Annotated in this window: 23 protein-coding genes and 1 tRNA gene; 11 read left to right on the forward strand and 13 right to left on the reverse strand. The window is 39.5% G+C overall.

From position 1 onward, the window contains the following. The first annotated feature begins 27 nt into the window (after window positions 1–27). From EGS47_RS12230 to EGS47_RS12240, 3 genes are all read left to right on the forward strand, one after another. Entirely contained in the window at window positions 28–897 is an 870-nt protein-coding gene (locus EGS47_RS12230) for an IS982 family transposase (protein ID WP_005001054.1), read from the forward strand. A 306-nt stretch (window positions 898–1,203) separates the two neighbouring features. Beyond that, complete coding sequence (locus tag EGS47_RS12235; protein ID WP_005005146.1) at window positions 1,204–2,514, forward strand: MFS transporter; 1,311 nt, start codon at window positions 1,204–1,206, stop codon at window positions 2,512–2,514. Window positions 2,515–2,667: 153 nt separating this feature from the next. Then, a complete protein-coding gene (locus EGS47_RS12240; protein ID WP_005005145.1) occupies window positions 2,668–3,783 on the forward strand; it encodes an FUSC family protein in 1,116 nt (371 codons plus the stop codon). Between the two features lie 206 nt (window positions 3,784–3,989). On the opposite strand, the gene EGS47_RS12245 is transcribed toward EGS47_RS12240, so the two are convergent. Continuing rightward, window positions 3,990–4,079, reverse strand: a tRNA-Ser gene (locus EGS47_RS12245). A gap of 346 nt (window positions 4,080–4,425) precedes the next feature. On the opposite strand from EGS47_RS12245, the gene modA reads away from it, so the two are divergent. The 3 genes from modA to modC are packed head-to-tail and all read left to right on the forward strand — an operon-like array spanning window position 4,426 to window position 6,486. Continuing rightward, complete coding sequence (gene modA / locus EGS47_RS12250) at window positions 4,426–5,172, forward strand: molybdate ABC transporter substrate-binding protein (protein WP_228128626.1); 747 nt, start codon at window positions 4,426–4,428, stop codon at window positions 5,170–5,172. Continuing rightward, entirely contained in the window at window positions 5,172–5,861 is a 690-nt protein-coding gene (gene modB / locus EGS47_RS12255) for a molybdate ABC transporter permease subunit (protein WP_005005141.1), read from the forward strand. Before modA ends, modB begins: the two co-directional genes overlap by 1 nt. A 7-nt stretch (window positions 5,862–5,868) precedes the next feature. Continuing rightward, the gene (gene modC / locus EGS47_RS12260; RefSeq protein ID WP_005005137.1) at window positions 5,869–6,486 is read left to right on the forward strand and encodes a molybdenum ABC transporter ATP-binding protein; all 618 of its coding nucleotides are present in this window, start codon (window positions 5,869–5,871) and stop codon (window positions 6,484–6,486) included. Window positions 6,487–6,655: 169 nt separating this feature from the next. On the opposite strand, the gene EGS47_RS12265 is transcribed toward modC, so the two are convergent. The 5 genes from EGS47_RS12265 to EGS47_RS12285 all read right to left on the reverse strand — a co-directional run bounded on the left by EGS47_RS12265 (window position 6,656) and on the right by EGS47_RS12285 (window position 11,811). Then, window positions 6,656–7,834: a thiolase family protein gene (locus tag EGS47_RS12265; protein ID WP_005005136.1), complete on the reverse strand. Its 1,179-nt coding sequence runs from the start codon at window positions 7,832–7,834 to the stop codon at window positions 6,656–6,658. Between the two features lie 57 nt (window positions 7,835–7,891). Beyond that, window positions 7,892–9,310 (reverse strand): short-chain fatty acid transporter, encoded by a 1,419-nt coding sequence (locus EGS47_RS12270; protein ID WP_005005134.1) that lies wholly within the window; start codon window positions 9,308–9,310, stop codon window positions 7,892–7,894. 103 nt (window positions 9,311–9,413) lie between these two features. After that, window positions 9,414–10,055, reverse strand: coding sequence for a 3-oxoacid CoA-transferase subunit B (locus EGS47_RS12275; protein ID WP_005005129.1), 642 nt, complete (start codon window positions 10,053–10,055; stop codon window positions 9,414–9,416). A gap of 2 nt (window positions 10,056–10,057) precedes the next feature. Next, window positions 10,058–10,762 (reverse strand): CoA transferase subunit A, encoded by a 705-nt coding sequence (locus tag EGS47_RS12280; RefSeq protein ID WP_004987215.1) that lies wholly within the window; start codon window positions 10,760–10,762, stop codon window positions 10,058–10,060. A 149-nt stretch (window positions 10,763–10,911) separates the two neighbouring features. After that, complete coding sequence (locus EGS47_RS12285; RefSeq protein ID WP_004987214.1) at window positions 10,912–11,811, reverse strand: LysR family transcriptional regulator; 900 nt, start codon at window positions 11,809–11,811, stop codon at window positions 10,912–10,914. Between the two features lie 573 nt (window positions 11,812–12,384). Between EGS47_RS12285 and EGS47_RS12290 the strand changes: the two genes are divergently transcribed. Both EGS47_RS12290 and EGS47_RS12295 read left to right on the forward strand, forming a co-directional pair. Continuing rightward, complete coding sequence (locus EGS47_RS12290) at window positions 12,385–13,818, forward strand: GntP family permease (RefSeq protein WP_004987212.1); 1,434 nt, start codon at window positions 12,385–12,387, stop codon at window positions 13,816–13,818. A 79-nt stretch (window positions 13,819–13,897) separates the two neighbouring features. Beyond that, entirely contained in the window at window positions 13,898–14,683 is a 786-nt protein-coding gene (locus tag EGS47_RS12295) for a 3-hydroxybutyrate dehydrogenase (protein WP_004987210.1), read from the forward strand. Between the two features lie 59 nt (window positions 14,684–14,742). Here the strand turns inward: EGS47_RS12295 and EGS47_RS12300 are convergent, their stop codons facing one another. Both EGS47_RS12300 and EGS47_RS12305 read right to left on the reverse strand, forming a co-directional pair. After that, window positions 14,743–15,225 (reverse strand): YbaN family protein, encoded by a 483-nt coding sequence (locus EGS47_RS12300; protein ID WP_004987204.1) that lies wholly within the window; start codon window positions 15,223–15,225, stop codon window positions 14,743–14,745. Window position 15,226: 1 nt separating this feature from the next. Further along, window positions 15,227–15,838, reverse strand: coding sequence for a biliverdin-producing heme oxygenase (locus tag EGS47_RS12305; protein ID WP_004987202.1), 612 nt, complete (start codon window positions 15,836–15,838; stop codon window positions 15,227–15,229). 193 nt (window positions 15,839–16,031) lie between these two features. Here EGS47_RS12305 and EGS47_RS12310 point away from each other — a divergent pair, with 193 nt between their 5' ends. Genes EGS47_RS12310 through EGS47_RS12320 form a run of 3 tightly spaced genes read left to right on the forward strand, consistent with a single transcriptional unit; the run spans window position 16,032 to window position 20,278 of the window. Continuing rightward, window positions 16,032–16,577, forward strand: coding sequence for a sigma-70 family RNA polymerase sigma factor (locus tag EGS47_RS12310; RefSeq protein ID WP_004987201.1), 546 nt, complete (start codon window positions 16,032–16,034; stop codon window positions 16,575–16,577). Beyond that, window positions 16,570–17,559, forward strand: coding sequence for a FecR family protein (locus EGS47_RS12315; protein WP_125269664.1), 990 nt, complete (start codon window positions 16,570–16,572; stop codon window positions 17,557–17,559). Before EGS47_RS12310 ends, EGS47_RS12315 begins: the two co-directional genes overlap by 8 nt. A 28-nt stretch (window positions 17,560–17,587) precedes the next feature. Further along, on the forward strand, window positions 17,588–20,278 hold the full coding sequence (locus tag EGS47_RS12320) for a TonB-dependent receptor (protein ID WP_125269665.1): 2,691 nt from the start codon (window positions 17,588–17,590) through the stop codon (window positions 20,276–20,278). A 70-nt stretch (window positions 20,279–20,348) separates the two neighbouring features. On the opposite strand, the gene EGS47_RS12325 is transcribed toward EGS47_RS12320, so the two are convergent. The 5 genes from EGS47_RS12325 to EGS47_RS12345 form a co-directional block, all read right to left on the reverse strand. After that, window positions 20,349–20,729, reverse strand: coding sequence for a PaaI family thioesterase (locus EGS47_RS12325; RefSeq protein WP_004987194.1), 381 nt, complete (start codon window positions 20,727–20,729; stop codon window positions 20,349–20,351). 54 nt (window positions 20,730–20,783) lie between these two features. After that, window positions 20,784–22,034: an OprD family porin gene (locus EGS47_RS12330; protein ID WP_004987188.1), complete on the reverse strand. Its 1,251-nt coding sequence runs from the start codon at window positions 22,032–22,034 to the stop codon at window positions 20,784–20,786. Between the two features lie 82 nt (window positions 22,035–22,116). After that, a complete protein-coding gene (locus tag EGS47_RS12335; protein WP_004987186.1) occupies window positions 22,117–23,256 on the reverse strand; it encodes an acyl-CoA dehydrogenase family protein in 1,140 nt (379 codons plus the stop codon). 75 nt (window positions 23,257–23,331) lie between these two features. Next, window positions 23,332–25,218 (reverse strand): feruloyl-CoA synthase, encoded by a 1,887-nt coding sequence (locus EGS47_RS12340; RefSeq protein WP_171063251.1) that lies wholly within the window; start codon window positions 25,216–25,218, stop codon window positions 23,332–23,334. 100 nt (window positions 25,219–25,318) lie between these two features. Continuing rightward, window positions 25,319–26,770 (reverse strand): aldehyde dehydrogenase, encoded by a 1,452-nt coding sequence (locus tag EGS47_RS12345; RefSeq protein ID WP_004987182.1) that lies wholly within the window; start codon window positions 26,768–26,770, stop codon window positions 25,319–25,321. Window positions 26,771–26,778 lie beyond the last annotated feature (8 nt).

Genomic DNA, 26,778 nt, shown 5'->3' on the forward strand with positions numbered 1-26,778 from the left:
TCTCCGACAAACCCGGTACGGTTCATGATGTTCAATAGTACCGAATTATTCTGCATCATTGATGATTTCTTTCTTAAATTTGAAGCAACTTATTGGAAGTTTCTCAAACAAAGTCGTCGCTCTGTAAGAATTCGACCAGCCCAGCTGAGTCTCTCAGAAATACATTTTATCGCCATTTGGTATAAGTGTTCTCATTTCAACAATTTCAAAGCTTTCTTTTCATGGTTGAAGCAGGATAAAAATCATTTATTTAAACGCTTACCCTGTTACCAAAGGATGATTCACCTGATCAATATGCATCAATTAGCTCTACATGCTTTACATGTCGCTTTGATGAAAGGTGAATACAAACAATATTTATGGATTGATTCAACGACTCTGCCTGTCTGTAAAAATCAGCGTATTCAGCGTCATAAATCATTAGCCAAGATTGCATCTCGCGGTAAAAGTTCAATGGGATGGTTTTATGGCTGTAAGTTACATATCGTGATGAATCAATTCGGTGAGATCGTTAGCTCAGGCTTATCTAATGGGCATGTTGCTGACATAAAAATGGTTGAACAATTGGTTGAAGGCTTAGACGCAAAGCTTTATGCGGATCGTGGCTATATCAGTCAAAATTTAAAAAGCAGGTTAAAAGATCAAGGGGTTGATTTGATTACTTACCATAGAAAGAACATGCAGGCTATTCAACTCTGTTCATCAGATAAATATCATTTAAAACAACGCAATAAGATAGAAACGTTATTCAGCTTATTGAAAGGACAATACAATTTAGTGACGAGTAAAGCACGTAGTATTCATGGATTTCTTAGCGGAATTTATGCATCGTTATGTGCATATCAATTAACTCATCGGAATAAGCCAACAATTCAAGTTATGGAATCATTAGCTTAAGCAGGATTCGGGTTAGATATGTTATTTAAAACTCTCAGTTGGACTCTGGGAGTTTTTTTATTGCTTATATTTTATTCTGATCAGTTCCATCAGTTTAAATGATCGAATAATGAATAAATTTAATAAAAATAAATCAATAAAAAACAAGAAATTATTTAATTTTAAAAGGCCTTTATTTTTGAACTGACTTTTTTTCGCATTGTTTAATCAAACTGGCTTTGTTAACTATTACGCAAAATGATGGTTTAGGTAGAACTAGCTAGGGCTAACTGGTTCTAAACATGTAAATGGCTAAGGAGAAGCCAAATGAGTATCGATCAGGCGGTTGATAAAAAATTAAATGCGAATCTGGATCAGAAAACACGCATTAAATCTATTTTGGGCGGTTCAGCGGGTAATCTAGTCGAATGGTATGACTGGTTTGCCTACAGTATGTTCACTTTATATTTCGCAAAATCTTTCTTCCCAGCAGGTAACCAGACCGTTGAGTTGCTTCAAGCAGCAGCGGTTTTTGCGGTTGGTTTCTTGATTCGTCCCATTGGCGCATGGATGATGGGTATCTTTGCAGACCGTAAGGGACGTAAAGCAGGTTTAACACTCTCTGTTACCTTGATGTGTATCGGTTCAATCCTGATTGCGATTGCACCAACGTATCAACAGATTGGGGTGATGGCTCCTGTTATTTTGATTATTGCGCGATTGATCCAAGGCTTGAGTGTCGGTGGAGAATATGGTGCAAGCGCGACCTATTTGAGTGAAATGGCAGGAAAAAACCGACGTGGTTTTTTCTCAAGTTTCCAGTATATGACCATTATGGCTGGTCAGCTTCTGGCACTTGCAACTTTAATCATCTTGCAACAAGTGTTAACTGAGGCGCAATTGTACGAGTGGGGCTGGCGTATTCCATTCTTTGTCGGTTCAATTTTAGCATTGTCTGTCTTTATTATCCGTCGTGGTATGGTAGAGACTCAATCTTTCAAAAACGCGACACAAGAAGTCAAATCAAGTGCATTTGCATTGTTTAAACATCATCCCAAAGAAGCATTAGGTGTTTTATTCTTAACTGCGGGTGGTACGATTTCATTCTATGCTTATACCACTTATATGCAAAAATTTATGGTGAATACGACTGGCTTTTCTAAAGAAGTCGCGACGATGGTTTCTGCTGTCACCATCTTTATCTTCATGCTTGCACAACCCGTGATGGGTTCTATTTCCGATAAAGTTGGTCGTAGAGCCGTCATGATTTTCTTTGGTATCGGTGGCGTTTTATTTACTTATCCAATTTTTAGTACTATCGCAACGACATCAAGTCCTGTGATTGCAGGTTTATTGATTCTGTTTGGTATGATGTTCTTATCTGGTTATACCTCAACCAGTGCAGTCATTAAATCTGAAATGTTCCCCGCCCATATTCGTGCGCTTGGTGTGGCACTTCCTTATGCGATTGCCAATACGATTTTTGGTGGTACATCAGAACTTGTGGCGCTACAGTTTAAAAACATTGGCCACGAAAATTTCTACTTTATCTATGTAACGGTGATGTGTGCGATCTGTCTGGTGTATTTCTTCCGCATGAAAGATCAACAAAAACATAGCCGCATTCTGGAAGATTAAATCAACTGTATAAATGATTTAATCTACAAAAGAGGGGAAAGTAATTTTCCCCTCTTTTTTATTGAAGAAAATCCAGAAATCAGTCACAAGAATACAAATCTTCAGCTTTAGCTATCCATTACAATTAATGCAGTTCGGCATATAAGTATCACTATGCAAGTATTTGAATCAGCAAAAGGTTTATGGTCTGCAATCCTGCAACAATTTCGTTGGGAGAGTCATACGCCCAAGCGTACACTGGATGAAATTGAAATTTTATGTTCAGTATTCCTTGCTATTTTATTTGCTCATTACTTTGGCGCAGAAAATATTGGATGGGCTGCGTTTAGTGGTTATATGGTATTGCGTTCACATATTGTCGATACCTGTATTCGTGGAATGCTGAGAATTTTGGGAACAGTAGTTGGCGCTTTATTGGCATGTTGGATTGAACTTTATATTTCTAAAAGCCTGTGGATGAACAGTCTGGTTTTGGCTTTTTTTGCTGCATTTTCGCTATATTTTGCCATGACTACACGGTATGGCTATGCATGGCTGTTTTTTGGTCTGACTTTTGCGATGGTGATTATTGATGGGTTAATGTATCCCTTTGTCGATATGAGCCAATTTGCCAAAACGCGAAGTATTGAAGTGATAGCGGGTACTGTAGCCTGTATGCTGGTTAGTCTCTTTTTTACCTACCTGATTCGTCCAAGATTTTCCTTAACGGCCAATAAAAGTGGCTTGGTCGAAATCGCAAAGTTTGAGGGTTACAGAAAACTGACGCTCATTCATACCGTACAAGCTGCCTTGGCAATTGCAGTCGTGCCTTTTTTAATCCAGTACTTTTCGGTAGATTTACTGACTCAAACCGCGATTACGATCTTAGCGGTTCTGATGATTCCGCTACCAGATCTAAATAATAAAAAATTGATATCAATGAGAAATTTATATCGATTATTTGGCTGCTTGTTGGGTGCTGGATTGGCATTTATATTATTACCTTTGAGCGCGATAAATTATGCTTTTGCTGCATTGGCAATTGCACTTGGAATTGTTATTGGGCGGCATATTGAAAATAGTGGACAGAGTTTTGCCTATATAGGAACCCAATTTTCTCTGGTGTATATCGTCGTGATGGTGCCTGATCAACTTAGTTTACTGAGCATGGATAATGGCTGGATTCGTTTGGCGGGCATTTTGTTAGGTATTATTCTCATTGAATTAACCCGACTGGTCTTTGTGCCGTTACAACATTGGTTGCTACAGGAACGGTTGAATTCTGAGTAAATGTTTAACGTCAAACGTCTTGGCGAAAACAGATTTAAAAAACCAATATTTGAAATTATAGCGTTTGAAAAAAAGCTCAACTTAAAATGTTATATTTTATAGAAATGGCTTTAATCCAATTTAGAGTTTATAGAGGAATAGGCGAAAGCTAAAATAGCAGCTAAAAAAATAACCCTTTGTAGCAAACAAAGGGTTATTTCGATATTTGGCGGAAGCGGTGAGATTCGAACTCACGGAGGACTCACACCCTCGTCGGTTTTCAAGACCGGTGCATTAAACCGCTCTGCCACGCTTCCAATGGCGGCTATCATATAAATAAAAGCGTGTTTTGGCAAATTATTTCATCAAAAAAAAGAGTGAAAGCTCAAAATTAAAGCAATATCCTAATGACGATGTTTTTTTATTGTGATTCTATAGGATTTGGTTTTTTAAACTTTCCAAACCAGATCCTTGCTTAGAGTGATAGAGCTGGGTCGATGCTTAACTGAGTGGTTATTTATTTTATATCTCTAACCAGAAAACTAGAGCTTATTTCTACCTTTTCAATTGTATATTTACATAATTATCGATATATTTCTGAAAACATATTGAAAAAAGGCAATCATCATGTCGACTCATCACACAAAAAAAATAATAATTTCAATGCTATTCAGTTGTATCGTAGGCTTTGCTATCCAAGCTCATGCAGCCAATGATGTCACTGTATATGCCGCTGCAAGTTTAACCAATGCAATTACAGATTTAGAAAAAGCGTTTGAAAAGCAAACTAAAATTGAAGTTAAAACGTCTTATGCTGGTTCTTCAACTTTAGCTAAACAAATCGAAGCCAGCGCACCTGCTGATGTATTTATCTCGGCAGATGAACAATGGATGAATTATCTGCAAAATAAAAAACTGATTGTGTCTAATCAGCGTATTAATTTATTGGGCAATAAACTGGTTTTAATTGCACCTAAAAATTCGACAATCAACACTATTAAGATGGATAAAAATGTCGATCCAAGTACAGTTTTTCAAGGGAAATGGTGTACAGGAGATACCAAAAGCGTTCCAGTCGGCAAATATGGAAAACAGGCACTTACTTCACTGGGGTGGTGGCAAAAACTTCAGCCCAAATTGGTTGAAACAGAGGACGTCAGAGCTGCTTTAAATTTTGTTGCGCGTGGTGAATGTCAATTAGGTATTGTCTATGCAACTGATGCTGCCATTAGTAAAGATGTTAAAATTGTGGGAGTATTTCCTGAAAATACCCACGCACCGATTATTTATCCACTAGGTCTCATCAAAAATAACCCATCCGCCGTAAAATTTTATCAATTTTTGCAGACAAAACAGGCCAATACCGTTTTTAAACAATACGGTTTTACTGTGTTATTACCAGCTAAATAATGTTTTTTTCTCTTTCGGCAGAGGAGCTTGAGGTTCTCAAGTTATCTTGTCAGGTGGCTGCTTTTAGTTTATTGGTGAATTTAATTCCAGCTTTGTTTGTGGGCTGGTTATTGGCACGAAAAGAATTTTGGGGAAAATCTCTATTTGAGACTTTGGTTTTTTTGCCATTGGTTTTACCGCCTGTTGTTCCTGGATATTTGCTACTACAAGTTTTTGGTAACAATGGCATGTTGGGGCAGTATCTGAATGCTTGGGGTTTAAGTTTAGCTTTTAATTGGAAAGGCGCTGCTTTGGCCGCCGCGGTGATGGGTTTTCCCTTATTTGTACAGTCGATTCGGCTTGCGATTGAACTGGTTGATCAACGTCTGGAAATGGCGGCTAAAACATTAGGTGCATCAGGATTGGGCACATTTTTTAGCATCACATTGCCATTAGCCAGTAGTGGAATTTTAGTGGGTGCAATTTTATGTTTTTGTCGTAGTTTGGGGGAGTTTGGTGCGACGATTACCTTTGTCGGCAATATTGCAGGTGAAACCCGAACTTTGCCTTTGGCGATGTATAGTTTGATGCAACAACCTGATACTGAACATCAAGTTTGGCGTTTGATTATTCTTTCTTTAAGCGTTGCTTTTTTTACGTTGTGGTTTGCGCAATGGTTTCATCGTTATCAAAAAAACAAGCGAGGCTAGAACAACGATGTTGAATTGTCATATCCAGTTGCAACTTGGAAAGTTTAGCCTAGATCAGACTTTTCAGTCGGATCAGCGTGTGGTTGGTTTATTTGGCGCATCGGGTTCAGGTAAAACCAGTATTTTACATGCGATTGCAGGACTGAATACACCTCAAGCAGGTTGGATTAGAGTGCAGGAGCATACATGGTTTGATGCTTCACAAAAGATTAATTTAAGTACTCAACAACGCCGTGTGGGATTGGTATTTCAGGATGCACAGTTATTTCCGCATATGAATGTCAAAAAGAATCTATGTTTTGGATTGAGGCGAATTGCACCTGAAAAAAGATATTTTAAAGAAGATTATATTGTTGACTTATTAAAGCTTGATCATCTATTAAATCGTATGCCTTCTAAATTATCTGGTGGAGAAAAGCAGCGTGTCGCATTGGGGCGAGCCTTGCTGTATTCGCCGCAACTTTTATTATTAGATGAGCCTTTATCCGCTTTGGATGCAGCACATAAAGCTGAAATTATTCCTTTTTTTCAAAAAATTAAACAAGAAATTCAGATTCCAATGCTGTATGTCAGTCATGATATTAATGAGATTCAGCAATTAACAGACAGTATTTGGTATCTGTAAATACTAGACTTCTTTCTTAAGTTCCTTTTATTTCTTCGTATGGAAAAAAATAAACAGGGTTTAAACGATGATGAAAGAAGTCAATTGTTCTAAATGAACTTTTATCTTTTTTCCATAAAGAAAGGCAAAATGTTTATTTTTGCCTTTCTTGGAAGATTTAGAGAATTGATTAATCAACGATTTCAATCGCAATCGCAGTTGCTTCGCCTCCACCAATACACAGCGCTGCAATACCTTTGCGCTTGCCCAGTCGTTTTAGCGCATGAATCAAAGTTACGATAATGCGTGAACCTGATGAACCCAATGGATGACCCAAGGCACAAGCACCGCCATTGATATTCACTTTTTCAGGATCGAGTTTAAATGCATCAATCGCCGCCATGGTTACCATAGCGAAAGCTTCATTGATTTCCCATAAATCGACCTCTTCGGCAGACCAACCGACTTTCTTGAGTAGTTTTTCAATCGCACCTACGGGAGCAATAGTGAATTCTTCAGGTAATTGAGAATTGGTCGTATAAGCTTTGATTTCAGCCAAAACCTTTAGACCGCGCTGCTTGGCTTCCTGCTCAGATGTAATCAGCAGGGCCGATGCACCATCGCTAATGGAGCTTGAGTTTGCAGCAGTAATGGTGCCATCCTTGGCGAAAGCAGGGCGCAATGTTGGAATTTTATCGATTTTCGCATTGCCTGGATTTTCATCGGTATCAACCACAACGTCACCTTTGCGAGTAGTGACCGTAACAGGCACAATCTCAGCTTCAAAATAGCCTTCCTGTATTGCTTTTTGTGCGCGAGTCAAAGAGCGAATTGCAAATTCATCCATTTGTTCTCGTGTATAGCTTTTTTGATCTGCCATGTCCTGAGCAAACGAACCCATTGCACGTCCTGTATACGCATCTTCCAAACCATCCATAAACATATGATCGATGACTTGACCATGCCCCATGCGATAACCTGTACGGGCTTTCGGCAATAAATAAGGGGCATTGCTCATGGATTCCATACCACCCACCACAGCAATTTTAATACTGTCTGCTTTAATGGCATCGCTTGCCTGCATGGCAGCTTTCATACCAGAACCACAGACTTTATTGATCGTGGTTGCACCGACATGATCAGGTAAGCCTGCTTTACGCATTGCTTGACGTGCAGGACCTTGTTTAACGCCCGCAGGAAGTACGCAGCCCATAATGACTTCGTCAATTTCATCGACGGGAATATTCGTCTGTTTGAGAGCAGCTTGAATGGCAACAGCCCCCAGATCAGGTGCGCTTAAACCAGAAAGACTGCCTTGAAAGCTGCCCATGGGTGTACGTGTAGCAGCGACGATCACAATTTTTGTCATGAAATGATTCCTTGAAGTATCAGTTCAGCTTATAAGCTTGAACTTCATTATGATTGTTTAAAATACGGGTGGGGTATAAGTCAAAGTTTGTCCTAATATCCACAGTAAAAAAAGCACTAAAGGTAAATGTACAACCAATTGTGTCACGGTAAAACCAATCACATCCTTAGGTTTGAGTTTTAAAATACCGAGCATCGGTAACATAAAAAATGGATTGATTAAGTTGGGTAATGCTTCTGCTGCATTATAAATTTGTACCGACCAACCCAGATGATATTTCAAATCGTTGGCTGCTTGCATCACATAAGGTGCTTCGATAATCCATTTGCCACCGCCAGATGGTACAAAAAAGCCTAAAATGGCAGAATAAATTCCCATGACCACAGCAAAGGTATCATGTGAAGCAATTGAAACAAAAAAGTGTGCAATATAATGCGAAAGTGATAAATCCTCAGCATTAACAGCCTGAGTCATCATGTAGGCAATACTGCCATAAAGTGGAAATTGAATAAGAACGCCTGAAACAGCAGGAACCGCTTTACTCACTGCATTCAGAAAATTGCGTGGTGTGCCGTGTAAGGCCAGACCAAGCATCAGAAAAATAAAGTTATAAGTATTGAGACTAGAAATCGCAATAATTGGATTGTTTTTAGAAAACTCCAGAATCATCCAGATTAAGCCCAATGCCACCACTAAAATGGTCAGGATGGGTGAATTTTCTAACCAATCTCCCGGACGTTTCGATTTCGTTTGTTCAAGTTCCTGTTTTTCTTCTTCGTCAAAGTTCAGATTAAAATCTTGCATGGTTTTGACATTCTGACCTTTGGGTGCAGACAGGTAGGCAATGACAATCGAAACAATGATCAATATGGCAGTCATCACAATCGATTGCCACAAAAATATAGTTTCCGTAAACGGAATGACACCGGTCAGATTATAAATAGACTCAGGCAAACTGGCTTTATTGGCCTGTAATTGAGCCGCAGAGGAACTAATCCCCAGTGCCCATGTTGCTCCCATACCAATAATCGCTGCGGCGGCAGCAGCTCGATAATCCATGTTGAGTTCTTTACGTTTGGCGAGGGCGATCACCAAAAGTGCAGTTAAGATGGTACTAATGGCCCAATTGACCAAAGAAATGAGCAAACTGACAGTGGCAACTAGCACAATGGCACTGCGTCCCGAATGTGGGATTCTGGCCATCTTCTGGATCAGTTTTTTCATGGGACGTGATACAGACACCACATAACCAACAATAATCAGCATGGTCATTTGTAAGGTAAATGGAATTAAGCTCCAAAAGCCATTACCAAAAGAACTGGCGACTTCTTTGACTGGTGCGCCAATGAACAGTGCAGCAGTAGCCACAATAATCACGCCAAGTAATGCAAAAATATATGAGTCAGGAAACCATTTTTCTGACCAGTTACTAATACTAATCGCAAACCGTTCTAAAATTGCAGGTTGTTTATTCATGATCAAATTCCATCTGATATTAAAGGTGATCATTCATCCAAAAGTGATCACCGCTTTTTTCTAATTCACTTTCTATATGCCAGTATTTCCTTTAAAAGAATATTTAGCTTGCTAGGGCCGTAATGAGTTTGACACCTGAGGCAGCCTGAATTTGCTCAACTGTTACACCATCTGCAAGTTCAATTAGTTCGATACCCTCAGCAGTAATATCCATCACGCCTAAGTCGGTAATGACACGATGTACTACAGCCTGACCTGTCAGCGGCAAACTGCATTCAGATACAATTTTCGGCGTACCATCTTTGGCACAATGTTCCATGAGTACCACGACACGTTGTACACCCACGACCAAATCCATTGCGCCGCCCATGCCTTTGATCTTTTTACCCGGAATCATCCAGTTGGCAAGATCACCTTTTTCAGAGACTTCCATTGCGCCCAAAATCGCAATGTTGACATGTCCACCACGGATCATGGCAAAAGATTCACTACTGGAAAAAAATGCAGCGCCCGCACGTGCGGTGACCGTTTGTTTACCTGCATTGATTAAATCTGCATCCATCGTTTGTTCGGTTGGAAATTCTCCAATGCCCAATAAACCATTTTCGGACTGAAGCCAGACATCAACATTTTCTGGGATATAATTAGCGACCAGTGTCGGTAAGCCAATACCAAGATTGACATAAAAACCATCTTGTAATTCTTTGGCGGCACGTTGTGCCATTTGTTCACGTGTCCATGCCATGATTATGCTTCCTGTGCTTTTAGGGTTTTTTGCTCAATTCGTTTTTCTGGGTGTGCATTAAGTACAATACGTTGTACAAAAATACCTGCCAGATGGATTTCATCAGGATCTAACTCACCAATTTCCACCACTTGTTCAACTTCCGCAATGGTAATTTTCCCTGCCATTGCACATTCGGGATTGAAGTTACGTGCCGTTTTATGGAAAATCAAATTACCTGCTTTGTCCGCTTTATAAGCTTTGACCAATGCAATATCAGCGGTTAAAGAAGGCTCTAAAATATAAGGTTTACCATCAAAATCGCGCTGTTCTTTGCCTTCAGCGATGAGTGTTCCAACGCCAGTTTGAGTATAAAATGCTGGGATGCCTGCGCCGCCTGCGCGAAGTTTTTCTGCCAAAGTTCCTTGCGGCGTCAGTTCAACCTCAAGCTCACCATTAAGATATTGGCGTTCAAATTCTTTATTTTCACCGACATAAGATGAAATCATTTTTTTGATTTGTTTGGTTTGAAGTAAAATTCCCAAACCAAAATCATCTACACCGGCATTATTGGAAATACAGGTTAAACCAGTGACTTGGGTTTGTTTTAATGCATTGATCAATGCTTCTGGAATACCACATAAACCAAAACCACCCACAGCAAGAGTCTGATTATTCTTAACAATATCCTGTAATGCGAGTTCTGCACTTGCATACACTTTATTCATTGTATTTACTCAACGTCCCTATGTTTTCTTATTATTAACATCTGTAATTTATTTAAGGAAGTTGAAAATTTTAAAGGATTAATGAGAAAAATTAATGAATCTGTTTAATGTGCGAATATCGTTTTTTGATCGTTGATTTTCTATGGCTACTAAAATTGAAGGATTTTTTCGTAAGGATAACTTGAAAGTGTCTGAATGAATTCGCTGGAAATATTTGAAAGTTCAGTGTCTTTTTTATAAATAATACCGACCGCTTGGTGTACCTGACTATTTTCAATTTCCAGTAACACATTATACTCTTTATCGATCGAATGTTGAAAATGGCGTGGAATTGCACTGACTCCAATGCCTAAAGCCACAAAACTTGAGAAAGTACTAATCTGGTGACACTCAACTTTTAAATCAAGCACCAGACCTAAGCGTGAGGCGTTTTGTTCAAGGAGGTAACGCACGATTGAAGGGTGTTGTAAGGTAATAAATGGATTGGCATATAATTCCTGCCAAGTGATGCTTTTTTTACTGGCTAGCGGATGTGTTTTGGGAATGAGTGCTAAAAAATCTTCATCAAATAAAGCTTTAAATTCCAACTGTTCATTTAGAATTGGCTGAAAGCAAATTCCAAGTTCAAAAATTCCGTCCAATACATTTTCAATAATTTTTTCATTGGGAATATCATGAATTGAAAAATTTAAATTAGGGTGGGCATTTGAAAAAGTCTGAATGACTTCGGGTAAAATTGCATGGGTAACAAAGGGCATTGAAGCAATATTTAAAGTACCGCGATTAAGTTTAAAACGTTGTTTTACATCATTTTCCATGTCTTCCCAGTTTGCCAGTAACTTTCTAGCATAAGGGATCAAAGATTTTCCTTCCTGAGTGAGTTCGACACGGCGAGTATTACGCTTAAATAGCTTTCCACCCAATTCCTCTTCTAATGATTTGATACTCAAACTCAAGGCGGACTGACTTAAATGAAGCTCAGTCGATGCATTGGCATAATTCAGAGTACGAGCCAGTGCCAAAAAAGCTTTGAGTTGCTTGAGCGTCATTTATAGATTCCATCCTAATCAAAAGTTTTTGATTTTAAAGAAAAATTATATCTAACTCTACGATTGATATACTTGTTTTTTTGTAAAATTAAATCAAGCTCAGTTTTATATTAAAAAAACAGTTTTTTAAAATGTGGCTGAAATGATCCAAATCAAAATATTAAAAGCAGAATTTTTTCATTAAATAGACTTCTTTCATAATTTTTAAACTCTCTTTATTTTTCTCCTATAGGAAGAAATAAAAGGGACTTATGAAAGAAAACTAATAATTAATGAGTTTTATTAAATAATTCATTTGTTTTTTAAATAAATAGATAAGTCGTTTTACTTAAATAAAAATCTTATATTTCAATGTTTAAATTTTTATTTAACAGTCTTTTAAATAATATTCTTGTATTTCGTAAAAATATTGATATTTTAAAATAAATATAAAATCTTATTTGCTAAGTATATTTAATGGCTCATTTTGGACAAATTGTATTTATTTATTATTAGGCAAACTGTTATCAAATATTAGGCACAATATTTGAGTTAAACCTAATCTATATTCTTCATAATGGAGTAAGAAAGAATATGTGGGATTTATTTGTTATTCTGCTGTCTTTAGTCTTACTGATGTACACCGCTTATCGCGGGTTTTCAGTCATCCTGATGGCACCGTTATGTGCATTATTGGCGGTTTTTTTAATCAATCCAAGTAATGTCTTGCCTTTTTACTCAGGCGTTTTCATGCCGAAAATGGTCAACTTTATCGAGGATTATTTTCTGGTATTTTTACTCGGTGCAATTTTTGGCAAAGTGGTTGAAATGTCAGGGATCGCTGAGTCGATTGCAAAAACTATTGTGAATTTGATTGGTGCAAAAAAAGCAATCTTGACCGTGGTGATCCTCGGCGCAATTTTGACCTATAGTGGTGTCAGTTTATTCGTAGCTGTATTTGCGATTTATCCATTTGCCAATCAATTATTTCAGCAAGCTAACATCCCTAAACGTCTAATTCCCGGCACGATTGCACTTGGTGCATTTACCTTTACCATGGACGCGCTACCGGGTACGCCACAAATTCAAAACGTGATACCAACCACTTTCTTTGGAACCAATATTTATGCTGCTCCATTTTTAGGGATTATTGGTGCGATTTTTGTATTGAGTACAGGTTTGTTATACCTAGAGTGGCGTCGACGTGTGGCTGCTCAAGCAGGGGAAGGCTATGCAGGTTTTGTCTCAGATAATTCTGCAAATAGTGTTGATTCTGATGTAAATCTTGTACAGGAAAATGCGCATGATAATGGTTCGGTTATTCGTCAGATTCTAGCCTTCGTTCCTTTAGTGTTAGTTGCTGTGATGAATAAATATTTATCGACAGCAATTAAAACATGGTACCCAAACGGTTTTGATTTTAATGCAATTGGTCTTGCAAATTATACGGTTGATGTTGCAAAAACGGGTGCGATCTGGGCGGTCGGTTTGGCACTGATGGTTGGGATTATCGCGGCTATCTTATTTGATTATGGTCGTGTGGCGAGCCAATTTAAAGAAGGTGTAAATGCCAGTATTGGCGGTTCGCTTTTGGCTGTCATGAACACCGCGTCCGAATATGGTTTCGGTGCGATTATTGCGGCTTTACCCGGTTTTGCTTTAGTGAGTCATGCATTGGGAACGGCATTTACTAATCCTTTGGTGAATGGTGCGGTGACCACAACTGTATTGGCAGGGATTACAGGTTCAGCATCAGGCGGGATGAGTATCGCTTTGAGTGCGATGGCAGAGCAGTATAATGCTGCTATTTTGGCTGCGGGTATTCCGCCCGAAGTGATGCATCGTATTGTGGCAATGGCATCGGGCGGCATGGACACACTTCCACACAATGGCGCAGTCATTACCTTACTCGCTGTAACAGGTTTAACACATAAGCAATCTTATAAAGATATTTTTGCAGTTACGATCATTAAAACAGTTGCAGTATTTGTGGCGATAGCTGCATTTACATGGTTCGGAATTGTGTAATTTTTTGATCAAAATAAGCTATGAACTTGTTTTGGTTTAAAAAACCAAGGCATTTTATAAATGAGGCAGGAGAAAGAACGTGACAAAACAACTCGATGGTAAGGTGGCTTTTATTACAGGTTCTGCGAGCGGAATTGGTCTGGAAATTGCGAAAAAATTTGCATTGGAAGGTGCAAAAGTAGTTATTTCAGATATGAATGCGCAAAAATGTGAAGAAGCTGCACAACAGCTCAAAAGCGAAGGTTTTACTGCTATTTCGGCGCCTTGTGATGTGACCAATGAACAAGCCTATCAAGCTGCAATTGAACTAACACAAGAAACATTCGGAACACTGGATATTTTAATTAATAATGCAGGGTTTCAACATGTGGCAGCAATTGAGGAATTCCCAACTGAAGTTTATCAAAAACTGATTGCGGTGATGCTAACAGGTTCATTTATCGGCATTAAACATGCTTTTCCAATTATGAAAGCACAAAAATCAGGTCGTATTATCAATATGGCATCGATTAATGGCTTGATCGGTTTTGCAGGTAAAGCAGGCTATAACAGCGCTAAGCATGGTGTGATTGGCTTAACCAAAGTCGCTGCACTCGAATGTGCACGTGATGGTATTACAGTAAATGCTTTGTGTCCTGGCTATGTGGATACACCTTTGGTTCGTGGGCAAATTGCAGATTTGGCTAAAACGCGAAATGTGAGTGAAACCAGTGCGTTGGAAGATGTGATTTTGGCGATGGTGCCGCAAAAACGCCTTCTTAGTGTTGAGGAAATTGCCGATTATGCGATTTTCTTGTGCAGTGATAAGGCAGGTGGAGTGACAGGACAAGCTGTAGTGATGGATGGCGGATATACTGCTCAGTAGTTTGTTCTGATAAAAAAGACCACGATGTGTGGTCTTTTTTATGACTTGTGTTTTGCATTTTAAATTTTCTCGGGTTCAGGTCGCCGCCAAACCCAGATAAAAACGAGCAGCATGCATACAATACATACAAGGTTAAACCAGAAATGAGGTACATGAAGTATCAAGATGCTGCTAGCAAGTGTCATACTAACAGCCATCATATATTTTGATTTTCTGGAAACCTGACGCTGATCTTGCCAGTTACGAATCATGGGACCAAATAATTTATGCTGGTAAAACCATCGATGTAATCTGGAAGAGCCTTTTCCTGCAAAAAAAGCTGCGAGTAATACAAACTCAACTGTAGGTAAACCCGGAACAAACAAACCAATCACACCAATACTCAGGCTCAAGCAAGACAGACCTATAAATACAATTCTTAAAAAGCTGGATTTAGATAAGCTTTCATGATGTATATTTTTAGATGTAGTGAGCTCGATCTGATCATGATTTAGGTGATCAGAGGTTGAGGGCAACTTGGACGGATGGGTGGGTACTGACATTTTACTGATCTGTATTTGCTGTGGTTAACAGCGATGCAAAGCGGGCAAAACCATCCATTGCACCTTGCACGACCTGATCTTGTTCAGTTTGACTTAAACCTGCATCATCGAGTGCCTGAACAAAGCGTTTCCAGACTTTTGCTCTGCCTTCAGGATAAGCCGCCAGATTTCGTGCGCCAAATTCTTCAGAAAGTTCCAGCTTGGTTTTGGCTTCCTTAAATAAAAACGCAGCTCCGAGCGTTGAACCTTCAGAAACGTAAATCCAGCCTAGCGCTTCAAGTGCATTGGCATCCTGACTCGCGATATTAAGATCTGTAGGTGAAACTCCTAAATCTTGTAAATCTTTAAACGCTGCGTCTGAGCGACCACGAACATCCAGATCAGGAATAAAATCAATGATTTCTGGATATTTAAATAAATCCTCAACATCACGCTGAAAATAATATTGAGCCAGTGTAAATTTTGCATAATGCATCCGACTTGCAAAAACATCTGCCTGAGCCATTAAGTGATGCATATGTTCATGTTCTGCTGCTGTTTCAGTTTTTAAGCGAAGTGATAGTGCCGAACTTATATGATGTTGAATGTCTGTTTTGCCAACGGATTGGTTCATATCGTTACCTAAATAAAGATGTATATTTGCGGAGTAAATAAAGGTCTATATACGCTATGACGAAGGAGGATAGAAAAAGACGCAATAAGGAATGCAGCTTTTTTATAGAAAATATCGTTCAGAAATAGTTTACAATAATCACATTAATAAATGATAATAATTCTTGTTTATATTATTCATTCAATATTTTGCTATGGATCAATCTTTCTCCCCAACTGCACAGAAACAATTCATTCATGAAATGTATCTGGATCATCATGATTGGCTTCAAAAGTGGCTTAGCTATCGCATTCGTTATCCTTTTAATGCAGCCGATCTGGTGCAAGATACTTTTGTTAAGTTATTACAAACTCGGCAAAAACTACTCGGAATTCAGGAACCAAGAGCTTATTTAGTCAATGTTGCCAAAAATGTACTGATTGATAAGCATCGACGTTATGTATTAGAGCAAAGCTATCTGGAAACTCTGGCAGGGGAGTTACAACTTCAAGAGATTGAATTATCAAATAATCAACTTGAAGAAGTGGTACAAATTTTAGATTTTTTAACAATCGCTTTAAACGAAAGCCCAGTATTTGCAAGAAAAGCTTTTCTGATGTATTACTTTGAAGGTTACAATCAAAGTGAAATCGCTAAACGGATTGGTAAATCTTTAAGGACGACGCAATCTTATTTAGCAGATTGTCTAAATCTATGTCTTGAAGCGCGAGAACAGTTGCTTGAGTCGGAACATGACTGACCCAAAAAAATTACAAAAAGAATTATCTTTATGGATTATTCGTTTAAACACAGATGATCCGATTGAACGTTCTCAAGCTCAAGTCGAATTTGAGCATTGGCAACGACAGCATCCCGAATATCATGATCAATTCGATAAAATTAGTCGCTTTTCTGACGAATTAAAACAACTTCAGGAAACACACCGTATTCATAGCCAGACCTTGCAAAAGTCGCTAAAACACACTCAACAAAGTCAACAACAGCTAAAAAAGGCTTTTGGTCGTGGGATATTGGGCATTGGTTTTATTGGGCTATTCAGTATTTTGACCTACCATTATTTTCCCTATGCTTATTACACCGCAGATTATAAAACTTCGACGGGAAATATGCAGTCATTTGTACTTAAAGATGGTTCAAAAATTACGCTAGGAGCTAAATCTGCCATCAAATTGCATTTTAATTCACAGATACGTCAGGTTGAACTGGTTCAGGGTGAGATTTATGTGGATGTCGCAAAAGACAAACATCGGCCATTCATCGTGCAATCAAAGCAAGCCGATTACAAGGCATTAGGAACACGATTTATTGTGCATCAAAATCGTGAAAACAGCAGTATTAGCATGTTGCATTCAAGTGTTGAAGCAAGTGCGAAGCAGGTCAATCAACGTCAGCGTGTACATGCTGGTGAAAAGGTACAAGCTGACGCGCATGGCTTTGGACCGATTCAACCGATTGCAATTCGATCTACTGAATTTGCATGGCAACACAACCAGATTTTAGCCAATAATCTGGCTTTACCTGATTTACTAGAACGTCTAAATCGACAGCATCACGTTTATTTTATTTATCGCGCATCTGTACTTGAGTCATTCAAAGTCAACGGGGTGATTGATGCCCAACAGGATGTGGAGCAAACCTTAAGCTTAATCAAAGCTCAATATCCACAATTAAATATTCAAAAAATAGGAAGTCATGTTTTTATTATTCAGTTTGAAAGTTAGAAAATAACGACAAATTGCGTGTTTTTGGATGGTGGTGCGTCATATAGGGAAGAACAGCAATTATTTGCTAATTGGCTTGGTTAATGATTATCATTTATATGGGGCTATCGTTTTAATGCACATTTTATCTTCCCAATATTCCCTACAAAAAATAGCGTTGGCCGTTTCTCTGGCAATTTCTGTCAGTTGCGTTTCAGCCCCTATATACGCTGCAAATAGCAATAGTTCTGCGTACTTTCAAGTGGAGCGTGGTTCTCTGACTCAGGCACTCAATAGCGTTGCATTGCAAGCCAATGTTTCATTACTGATGGATGCAAAGAAAACCAATCGTTACCAAGTAAATGCGATAAAAGGCAATTACACCGTTGAGCAAGCATTTGCCAGATTGATTGAACATACACCGTTTCAGATGATGAAATCATCGGCAGGTTACTTATTGGTGGATAAGAAACTAGAGCATGAACAGTCTGATGAAAAAAATGTGGGGACTTCAAGTGCCATAAAAAAAGGGCAACTGAATTCATCTTCAATTTTCAATCAGGATAATCATCAGTTATACCAAATGCCAACCCTTTCTACGCAGGCAGAAAATTCAGATACGGTTCAGTTTGGGCAAAGCGTTTTAAATCAGACCGCGATTGATCGTTATCAGGCCAATAATGTTGCACAACTATTAGACACCATGCCAGGAGTATCTTCGGCTGGCTCTCCTAGACCCGGCGGACAAACGATTAATATTCTGGGTATGGGAGGAGTTGAAGATGTTCCCATTACACTGGATGATTCGGTCAAATCTTTTGATAAATATCGACAAGGGTCAGTCTTTATTGAACCTGAAATTTTAAAACGGGTCACGGTCGATAAAGGTCCGCATAATGTTGAAGTTGGTAATGGCGGTTTTGGCGGAAAGGTGACACTGGAAACCAGAGATGCGCAAGATCTATTAAAACAAAATAAAGATGTCGGCGCATTTCTAAAGTATTCGCGATTTAGTAATAACCAACAAAATACTTATACGGGTGCAGTGTATGGAAAAACTGAAAATAATCTGTTGGATGGGCTGTTTTACTATACCAAACGCGATAGCGGTAATGTAGAGCGTCCAGATGGAACCTCTTTTTTATATTCAGCTCAGGAACAGGACACATATTTAGCAAAACTGAATATTCGTCCAGATGAAAGCCAAAAGATTTCTTTCAATGCCATGCAAAGTAGCCATACAGGCTGGGAACCTTTTGCTGCAATGCGTGATCAGGATGCTGTTCCGAGTGCCGCAGATATTGCAAAGTATGGCTATGACGAAGCGTGGAAACGCCGTTTAGTCTATCGTGACCAAAAAGATACAAGCTATTCCGCTGGTTATGAGTTCAATCCTGCTGCGAATCCTTATATTAATTTCAAAGCAAATTTTTCTTATTCAAAAACCAAACAACATGATAAACGTTTGGAAGGGGTTTCTTTTTCAGCGGCCAATCTTGGCGATGAAAGCTGGGTGAACTATACCAATACAGCACTAAAACTTTTAAATATCAGTGATATTGATACGGCGTATGGTACACATAAGCTAAAAATCGGGGCACAATATCAAAAGATGAAGCAAAACTCTTTGATGCTGGTTCGCTCTTATCTGAATAATCCTCAATATAATTACGGACTCTATCAACCGAATTATATGCCCGCAGGTGATCAGCAAATGTATAGCGCATTTGTTGAAGACCAATATCAAATTGGGGCAGTCACGATTACGCCGTCTTTACGTTATGACAATATTATCAATCAGGGTTATGGCAATCTGGCTCCACGTTATAGCACGGCTGAAGCAGGTCATGATTATTCAGAAAAAAGTTATACAGGCTGGTCACCCCGTTTAGCGTTGGCATGGAAACAGGCAGATTACCTCACGTGGTTTGCTAATATTAGCAAAACATGGCGTGCGCCACGTGTTGATGAACAATATTATAATGATGGTCCAAGTTCTACGGTATCTGCGACCAGTCTGTATTTGCGTCCCGAAAAAATGTTGGCGATAAGACTTGGCAATGAAATGAATTTTGATCAGCTTTTGACAGATGATGATCATTTACAGATCCGTCTTAGCTATTATCATAACCGCGGTTCAGACGAAATTTTTCGTAATCGTTCAGTTTTCTGTCAGGCACAAGCCGAGATTATTGCACAGGGTGGAAGTGCGAATGCCAGTGTTTGTAATGGCCAATATGATCATGGTTTTTACAGAAATATTACTGATTACACCATCAAAGCTTATGAAGCAGAGCTATTTTATAATCAGCCCACCTATTTTGCAGGTTTAACTTATTCTTATGTGCGCGGTCAACGTGATAATTCTCCTGTTAATCCGTGGTTTAATCAAAAAACATGGATTGAACAAATACCTCCACGCAAGGCGACAGCTACGCTAGGTGTCAATGTTCCTGAACATGATTTGACCATGGGCTGGCGTGGAATTTTTGTAGACGCGCAAACCAGAAGTATTTTAAATACAGATCATTCAATTGGGGCTTCTGGTTTTTCATTGCCTCGTACTAAAGGCTATGCTTTGCACGGTATTTTTATCGATTGGCAGCCAGTCGGTGAAAATGGCCCTCAGTTGAATTTCTCTATTGATAACCTGTTTAATCGTGACTACAAAATGTATCTGGGAGAATATATGACAGGTACTGGACGTGACTTTAAGTTGAGTATCTCTCAGCGTTTTTAAAATTAAGTAATGAATGGTTTGAGAAAGAAAGCAACGGGTTTTCTTTCTCTTTTGTGGGTTCAACTGAAACTTAAAGCACCATAAAATTAGCTGTACTTCGTGCCAGCATTTTATGATTTTGCCATGCTTCACTTTCGATATTTAAAATAGATTTACCTTGCTTTACAAAGCGGCATTTGGTCTGCACGACACCGACCTGACATGGGCGTAGAAAATCTACTGTCAGATTAATCGTGGTGGCAGGTTGTCGATCATTCGCCAGAAATGCAAATAAGCCCATCACATCATCCAACATTGCGCAAATCATACCCCCTTCAACTGTACCTCTAGGGTTGGTAAAACTTTCTAATGCGACATAATCAATTTCAAGTTGCTGCGCTTGATCGTTCCATTGAATATGATGCCCGCCTAGCAAATAGTGAATAGGAGGAAGTTTGTCAGTCATATCCATTTTTTATTTTCCCTAAATTGAAGTAGGCTCCCGATGATTTAGAGCCTATCAGTGTTATTTAAATTTCCACGTATAATCAATATTGATACGGGTTTCGTTCACAGGTTTGATATTGGCGTTGGCCGACATGTTATTGTCATAGATGGCATAACGTGCGCGAAGTCCCAGATTTTTGAGCCAACCGTTTTGAATGGTATAGCCCAGATCAAAATCAGTTTCTCGTTCTTTTAAATTGGTTCCACCCAGATTGGGTGCATAAATATTACGACCCATGGTATAGCGTGTCATAAAGTGTAAACCCGGAACATAATCTTTAAAGTCATATTCATAGCGGAAACTATAAGCTTGTTCTTTGGGATTGAGAAACTCGCCTGGCCATGTATCAATCAGTAGTCCTGTTTCTCCACCACTTAAATAAGGAAACGCAGTTTCACCATGATGCTGAAACGTTCCAAAAATAAATTTATGATTTTGATGCTTCAGTTCAAAATGCGCATGATATAAGTCATTATCGACTAAGCCTGCTTTTGCATTGCCTTCATCACGACTTCGATAATAATGTAAATAACTACTCAATCGTGTGGTTGGGTTGATCTCCCATTTGTGTAAAAAACCTGTTGTCCATTGATCATAAAGATTATTCACATCCAGATAGAATAAACCTAAACGTAAACTTGGATTGACATTGTAATACCCGCCTGCATAGTACAATCCATCGGTTTCAGCATTTTTAAAACGTCCATTCACCGCTGAAATTCTGATATTCTCAAAATTAGTCGAATCACGTTGATTCACTTTATCAATATAAGCAGCCTGTAATTCAAAATCTTTTAAATCTTTAGATTCTAGTGAAATTCCACGATAAGTTTGTGGTAACAAACGGGCAGGAGAAGCGACTAAAACAGGATTCATCGGTCTAAGCGTTCCTATTTTAAGTTCAGTCTGACTAATTTTAGCTTTACCCGTGACACCGATTTCACCGTAACTTGATGCGGGTTCATTGGTGGCAGTGTCTCGCGGTAGATTTCCAGTTCCTGCATATTTGGCACTGGCATCCAGCTTAAAACCAGCGGTGGCGAGAATATCCAGACCAAAGCCCACTGTTCCTTCCGTATAGCCTGAATTTGCCTTGAAAATAAAGCCTTGTGTCCAGTCCTTCGCTGCTGGATATTTGGAAAGCTCCTGATAATCGCGGTCAAAATAAAAGTTGCGTGTAGTCAGTTCTACACTGCTGTTATCGACAAAACTTCCCGCAAATATAGAACCAGAAAACATAAGCGTGGAATACACCCATAATTTAGACATAGCATTTCATCCTGAAATATCATTGTTGTTTTAAGCAAGACCTGTTGGTTCTTTCTGCCTTGCTTCGCTGTTAAAATTTAAATTATTTTCCCAAGAGTTCACGCGCCACGATTTCTTTCATAATCTCGTTGGTTCCGCCGTAAATTTTTTGCACGCGGGCATCGACAAAGAAACGTGAAATTGGATATTCCTGCATGTAGCCATAGCCACCAAACAGTTGTAGTAATTGGTCAATCACATCACATTGGGTATCGGTGATAAAACATTTCAGTGCGGCGACGTGGTTGACGCTGAGTTGCTGTTGGCTATACATCTCAGCACATTGATCGACAAAGGCTTGTGCGGCTTTGGCTTTAATTTGCGCATTGGCAAGTACAAATCGGGTATTTTGCATTTGGCTTAAGGGTTGACCAAAGGCTTTGCGTTGTAAGACATAGTCTTTAGTCAGTTCAATTGCACCCAAAATTGACCCAAGTGCCATCATGGAAATGCTCAGACGTTCACGCGGTAATTCTTGCATTAAGTAAGCAAAGCCTTGTCCTTCATTGCCTAAACGTTGTGAAGTGGGAACTTTGACCTGATCAAAAAATAGTTCGGCGGTATCTTGGGCATGTAAACCAATTTTTTTCAGTGAGCGTCCTTTTTTTACACCTTCTAAATGAGCATCAACTAAAAACAATGAGATACCTTTGGCACCTGCCAGTGGGTTGGTTTTTGCCACCAGTACAATTAAGTCTGCATGTAAGCCATTGGAAATAAATGTTTTTGAACCATCAATCAGATAGTGATCATCTTCCAAAATGGCTTGTGTACGAATCGCCTGTAAATCAGAACCAGCATTGGCTTCAGTCATGGCAATCGCAGTGACCACTTCACCTGTGACCATTTTAGGAAGCCAATATTTTTTCTGTGCTTCAGTACCGATATTTTGAATATAGGGCGAAACTAATTCATTTTGCCCACCAATGGCCACTGCCAAAGAGGTAAATCCTGCCTGTGCAGTTTCTTGAACTAGCATCAGTGAGTAATGGATAGGTGCGCCATAACCGCCATATTCTTCTGGAACATCGACGCATAAAAAACCATTTTCACCCAGTTGATTCCAAAGCTTTCGTGGAATTAGGCCATCCTGTTCCCATTGTTCATAATAAGGAGCGACTTGTTCTTTTAGAAAACGTCGATAATTATCTCGAAATAGTTCAAATTCCGTATCGTGTTGCATATTTCACCTTTTTTAGGGCAAAACTAAGGAGGAAGCTCAAAAGTAAATTTGAACTTCTTATCTAATTTCAAAGGATTAGTGGTTTAGGACAGGAATCCGAATAATCAGGGGATTGTCCGTTTGCTTTTGATAAAGTTCTTCAATCAAATCCGCTCGACGCTTAGCGATGTTGCCCTGATTCAGATTTCCTTTATCGGTGACTTCTCCTGCATCAAGTTGTGGCGGTTCAGTCATTAAATACAGCATCGACACTCGATTAGAGCTTCCTGTTGCGTCTTTATTAAAATTTAATAAAAATTGGCGGAACCATTGCTGTACTTTGGGATGTTTTAAAATTTCTTCGGCAAGATGATCCTTAAAAGTTAAACCTGCATATTGTGCACAAGCGTCCAATTTTGGAAAAATCAGAAAACCAATGGCATTTAGGTTAGACCCTGTAATACAGACATCCTGAATCAGTAAATTGCCTTGAATCAGGACTTTATTCCGTAGGGTTCCAACATTAACAAAAGTACCAGTATTGAGCTTAAAGTCCTCTGCAATTCGTCCGTCATACATCAGGCCTTGCGTTGGATCATTGGGGGATACCAAACGCACGGCATCACCTGTATGGAAAAAGCCTTCATCGTCAAATACGATACTTTGTTGATCGGACTTTAAACGCCAATAACCCTGCATGACGTGTTTACCACGCACACAAAATTCCATTTTATCGCCGTGTGGCACCAGTTTAATTTCACAGCCAGGCGCAGGATAACCAATAAAGCCTGCCATGACTTTTGGCCCTGTGGTAAAGGCGCAAGAAGGCGCAGTTTCAGTCATACCGAGACCACTCATAATCCGAATTTTTTCACCGCAATGTGCTTGTGCAATTTTATCCAGACGATTCCAGCCTGCTTCGGACAATGCTGCACCTGCGAAAAATAGAATTTTGACATCTTTAAAAAAGCGATCACGTAACTCAGCATCTTTTTCCAAAGCATCCGTGAGTTCTTCCCAACCTTTTGGCACATTTAAATAGACTGTCGGGGAGATTTCTTTTAAGTTGCGAATGGTCTCATCAAACTTGCCTGCAACGGGTTTGCCATCATCGATATAAATTGTACCGCCGTTATACAGAGCGATGCCGACATTATGGCTACCCCCAAAAGTATGATGCCAAGATAACCAATCCAGTAATACAGGCGGGGTCTGCTCAAATTCTGGAAAGGTTTGTAATAACATCTGCTGATTCACACACAGCATCAAATGCGTGGTTGGTACAGCTTTAGGCAGTTTAGTCGAACCAGAGGTAAACAAAAATTTGGCAATCTGGTGTTCATCCAGTGTTTGATAAAACTCCTGAACATTGGTCACAGGGGTATCCAGCAAGGATTGAAAAGAGGTGCATTGCTGCTGCCCAACAATTCCCGTATTGGTAATGATTTCGATATCGGATGTTGCACACGTTTGGATCGCTTTGTTAAACGCCTGACCATCACTGGCATAGACCATGCCCGGAGTAAGGACTTCAAAGATATGTTTAAGCTTTCCGAAATCCTGAGAAATCAGAGAATAAGCAGGAGAAATGGCAGAGAATGGAACACCTGCCAACATTGCAGCCATTGATAAGGTTAAATGTTCAAGATCATTACCCGACAGAATGAGTAATGGTCGTTCCTGACTTAAATTACGTTGATGCAATGCCTGAGCAATGTGCCAAGCGCGTTGCAAGGTATCGGCATAACTCAATTTGACCCATTGACCCTGAGCATTACGTTTTGCAGCAAAAATATGATCAGGCTTATTTTTTGCAAAATGAATCAGGCGATCTGTAAGCTTTTGCGGATAGGGCTTTAATTGCTCTGTAGGTTGAATATAAAGGACCTGACCTTGATATTGATACTCAACATCATGTGATCCTAGTTGAACAAACCGTTCACGATCTTGTGATTGAGTGGCATTCATTTGCATTTCTTTCACTCCGTGGAAAGCGCATTGCTGCGCTTGTTTTGCATCATGCAATTTTTTTATTCATTCAATGTTTATTGTGGTTATTTAACCGCTTCAGTTAAATTGACCTTTAAATCGGATAGTGGCGTGATTGAGTTTGAACCGTAATCCATCTCAATTCGGTAAATTCAGCGATGGAAGCCTTACTACCAAAACGTCCATAACCGCTCGATTTGGTTCCACCAAATGGCATTTGTGCTTCATCATGTACAGTGGCACCATTAATATGACAAATCCCTGAATCAATCTGCTTGGCGACTTCAAAGGCTTGAGCAAAGTTTTGGCTAAATACAGCAGATGACAAACCAAACTCACTGTCATTGGCCAGTGCAATACCTTCTTCAAGCGTCTCAAAGCGTTGTACTGTACAGACTGGCCCAAAAGATTCTTCGCGGTATAGCAACATTTCAGGCTGAATATTCAGTACCAGCGTAGGTTGCATGGTGGTGTCTTGAACTTGAATGCCTAAAGGTAAATCTGCACCTTTGATTTTTGCATCTTCAAGTAAATGTTGAATACGCTCGGCAGCTCGACGGCTTTCTAACACACCCAACATATTCTGCTGATCAGTCGGATTGCCAGCTTTTAGTGATTTGGTTTTTGCAATGAGTTTTTTAATAAACTGATCGGCTATACCCTGTTGCACTAACACTCGTTCAGTCGACATACAGATCTGACCCTGATTAAAAAAGGCACCAAATGCAACGGCATTGACTGCTTCATCCAGATCAGCTTCATTTAAGATGACAACAGGTGCTTTACCACCAAGTTCTAGCAACACTGGTTTTAAATATTTCGCCGCAGTTTCTGCAATGATTTTCCCAACTTTGGTGGAACCCGTAAAATTAATTCGTTTTACCGCAGGGTGTTCGATTAAACGCTGAACAATCTGTGGCGCATCTTCTGGGGCATGGGTAATGACATTGACCACGCCATCACCTAATCCAGCCTCATTTAAAATCTGTCCAATTAGACGATGCGTGGCAGGGCAGGCTTCAGATGCTTTTAATACGACGGTATTACCACAGGCAAGCGGCATTGCTAAAGCACGAGTGGGTAAAATCACAGGTGCATTCCACGGTGCGATTCCAACCACCACACCGCATGGAACACGAATCCCCATCGCCAGATTACCCGGGACATCCGAGGGAATCAGACTGCCATCAATCTGGGTGGTCATGGCAGCAGCTTCACGCAGCATATTGGCGGCAAGATGCACATTAAACCCATACCAAGTCGCAGTCGATCCTGTTTCTTGCATCCCAATCTGAATAAATTGATCAGTATGTTGATCCATTAAATCTGCTGCTTTTAATAAGCGTAAACGACGTTCAGTTGGAGACAGTTTTGACCAAATCTGAAAAGCTTGTTGCGCCGATTCAATGGCACGGTCAACATCTTCAAGCGTTGCGGCAGATGCAATACTAGCAACCTGACCGTTAATCGGGCTGATGCGTTCAAAGCTTGCGCCATTAGATGCGTCAAGCGATTGACCGTGGATGAGTAACTGTACATTTTGCATGGGTTGTG

Source organism: Acinetobacter sp. FDAARGOS_515, assembly GCF_003938865.1.
GTDB classification, from domain to species: Bacteria; Pseudomonadota; Gammaproteobacteria; order Pseudomonadales; family Moraxellaceae; genus Acinetobacter; species Acinetobacter ursingii.

Excerpts from the sequence above, each read along its gene's own strand:
- EGS47_RS12230 (WP_005001054.1), top strand. The coding sequence starts at position 28 with ATGTTCAATAGTACCGAATTATTCTGCATCATTGATGATTTCTTTCTT.
- EGS47_RS12235 (WP_005005146.1), top strand. The coding sequence starts at position 1,204 with ATGAGTATCGATCAGGCGGTTGATAAAAAATTAAATGCGAATCTGGAT.
- EGS47_RS12240 (WP_005005145.1), top strand. The coding sequence starts at position 2,668 with ATGCAAGTATTTGAATCAGCAAAAGGTTTATGGTCTGCAATCCTGCAA.
- modA (WP_228128626.1), top strand. The coding sequence starts at position 4,426 with ATGCTATTCAGTTGTATCGTAGGCTTTGCTATCCAAGCTCATGCAGCC.
- modB (WP_005005141.1), top strand. The coding sequence starts at position 5,172 with ATGTTTTTTTCTCTTTCGGCAGAGGAGCTTGAGGTTCTCAAGTTATCT.
- modC (WP_005005137.1), top strand. The coding sequence starts at position 5,869 with ATGTTGAATTGTCATATCCAGTTGCAACTTGGAAAGTTTAGCCTAGAT.
- EGS47_RS12265 (WP_005005136.1), bottom strand. The coding sequence starts at position 7,834 with ATGACAAAAATTGTGATCGTCGCTGCTACACGTACACCCATGGGCAGC.
- EGS47_RS12270 (WP_005005134.1), bottom strand. The coding sequence starts at position 9,310 with ATGAATAAACAACCTGCAATTTTAGAACGGTTTGCGATTAGTATTAGT.
- EGS47_RS12275 (WP_005005129.1), bottom strand. The coding sequence starts at position 10,055 with ATGGCATGGACACGTGAACAAATGGCACAACGTGCCGCCAAAGAATTA.
- EGS47_RS12280 (WP_004987215.1), bottom strand. The coding sequence starts at position 10,762 with ATGAATAAAGTGTATGCAAGTGCAGAACTCGCATTACAGGATATTGTT.
- EGS47_RS12285 (WP_004987214.1), bottom strand. The coding sequence starts at position 11,811 with ATGACGCTCAAGCAACTCAAAGCTTTTTTGGCACTGGCTCGTACTCTG.
- EGS47_RS12290 (WP_004987212.1), top strand. The coding sequence starts at position 12,385 with ATGTGGGATTTATTTGTTATTCTGCTGTCTTTAGTCTTACTGATGTAC.
- EGS47_RS12300 (WP_004987204.1), bottom strand. The coding sequence starts at position 15,225 with ATGTCAGTACCCACCCATCCGTCCAAGTTGCCCTCAACCTCTGATCAC.
- EGS47_RS12305 (WP_004987202.1), bottom strand. The coding sequence starts at position 15,838 with ATGAACCAATCCGTTGGCAAAACAGACATTCAACATCATATAAGTTCG.
- EGS47_RS12310 (WP_004987201.1), top strand. The coding sequence starts at position 16,032 with ATGGATCAATCTTTCTCCCCAACTGCACAGAAACAATTCATTCATGAA.
- EGS47_RS12315 (WP_125269664.1), top strand. The coding sequence starts at position 16,570 with ATGACTGACCCAAAAAAATTACAAAAAGAATTATCTTTATGGATTATT.
- EGS47_RS12320 (WP_125269665.1), top strand. The coding sequence starts at position 17,588 with ATGGTGGTGCGTCATATAGGGAAGAACAGCAATTATTTGCTAATTGGC.
- EGS47_RS12325 (WP_004987194.1), bottom strand. The coding sequence starts at position 20,729 with ATGGATATGACTGACAAACTTCCTCCTATTCACTATTTGCTAGGCGGG.
- EGS47_RS12330 (WP_004987188.1), bottom strand. The coding sequence starts at position 22,034 with ATGTCTAAATTATGGGTGTATTCCACGCTTATGTTTTCTGGTTCTATA.
- EGS47_RS12335 (WP_004987186.1), bottom strand. The coding sequence starts at position 23,256 with ATGCAACACGATACGGAATTTGAACTATTTCGAGATAATTATCGACGT.
- EGS47_RS12345 (WP_004987182.1), bottom strand. The coding sequence starts at position 26,770 with ATGCAAAATGTACAGTTACTCATCCACGGTCAATCGCTTGACGCATCT.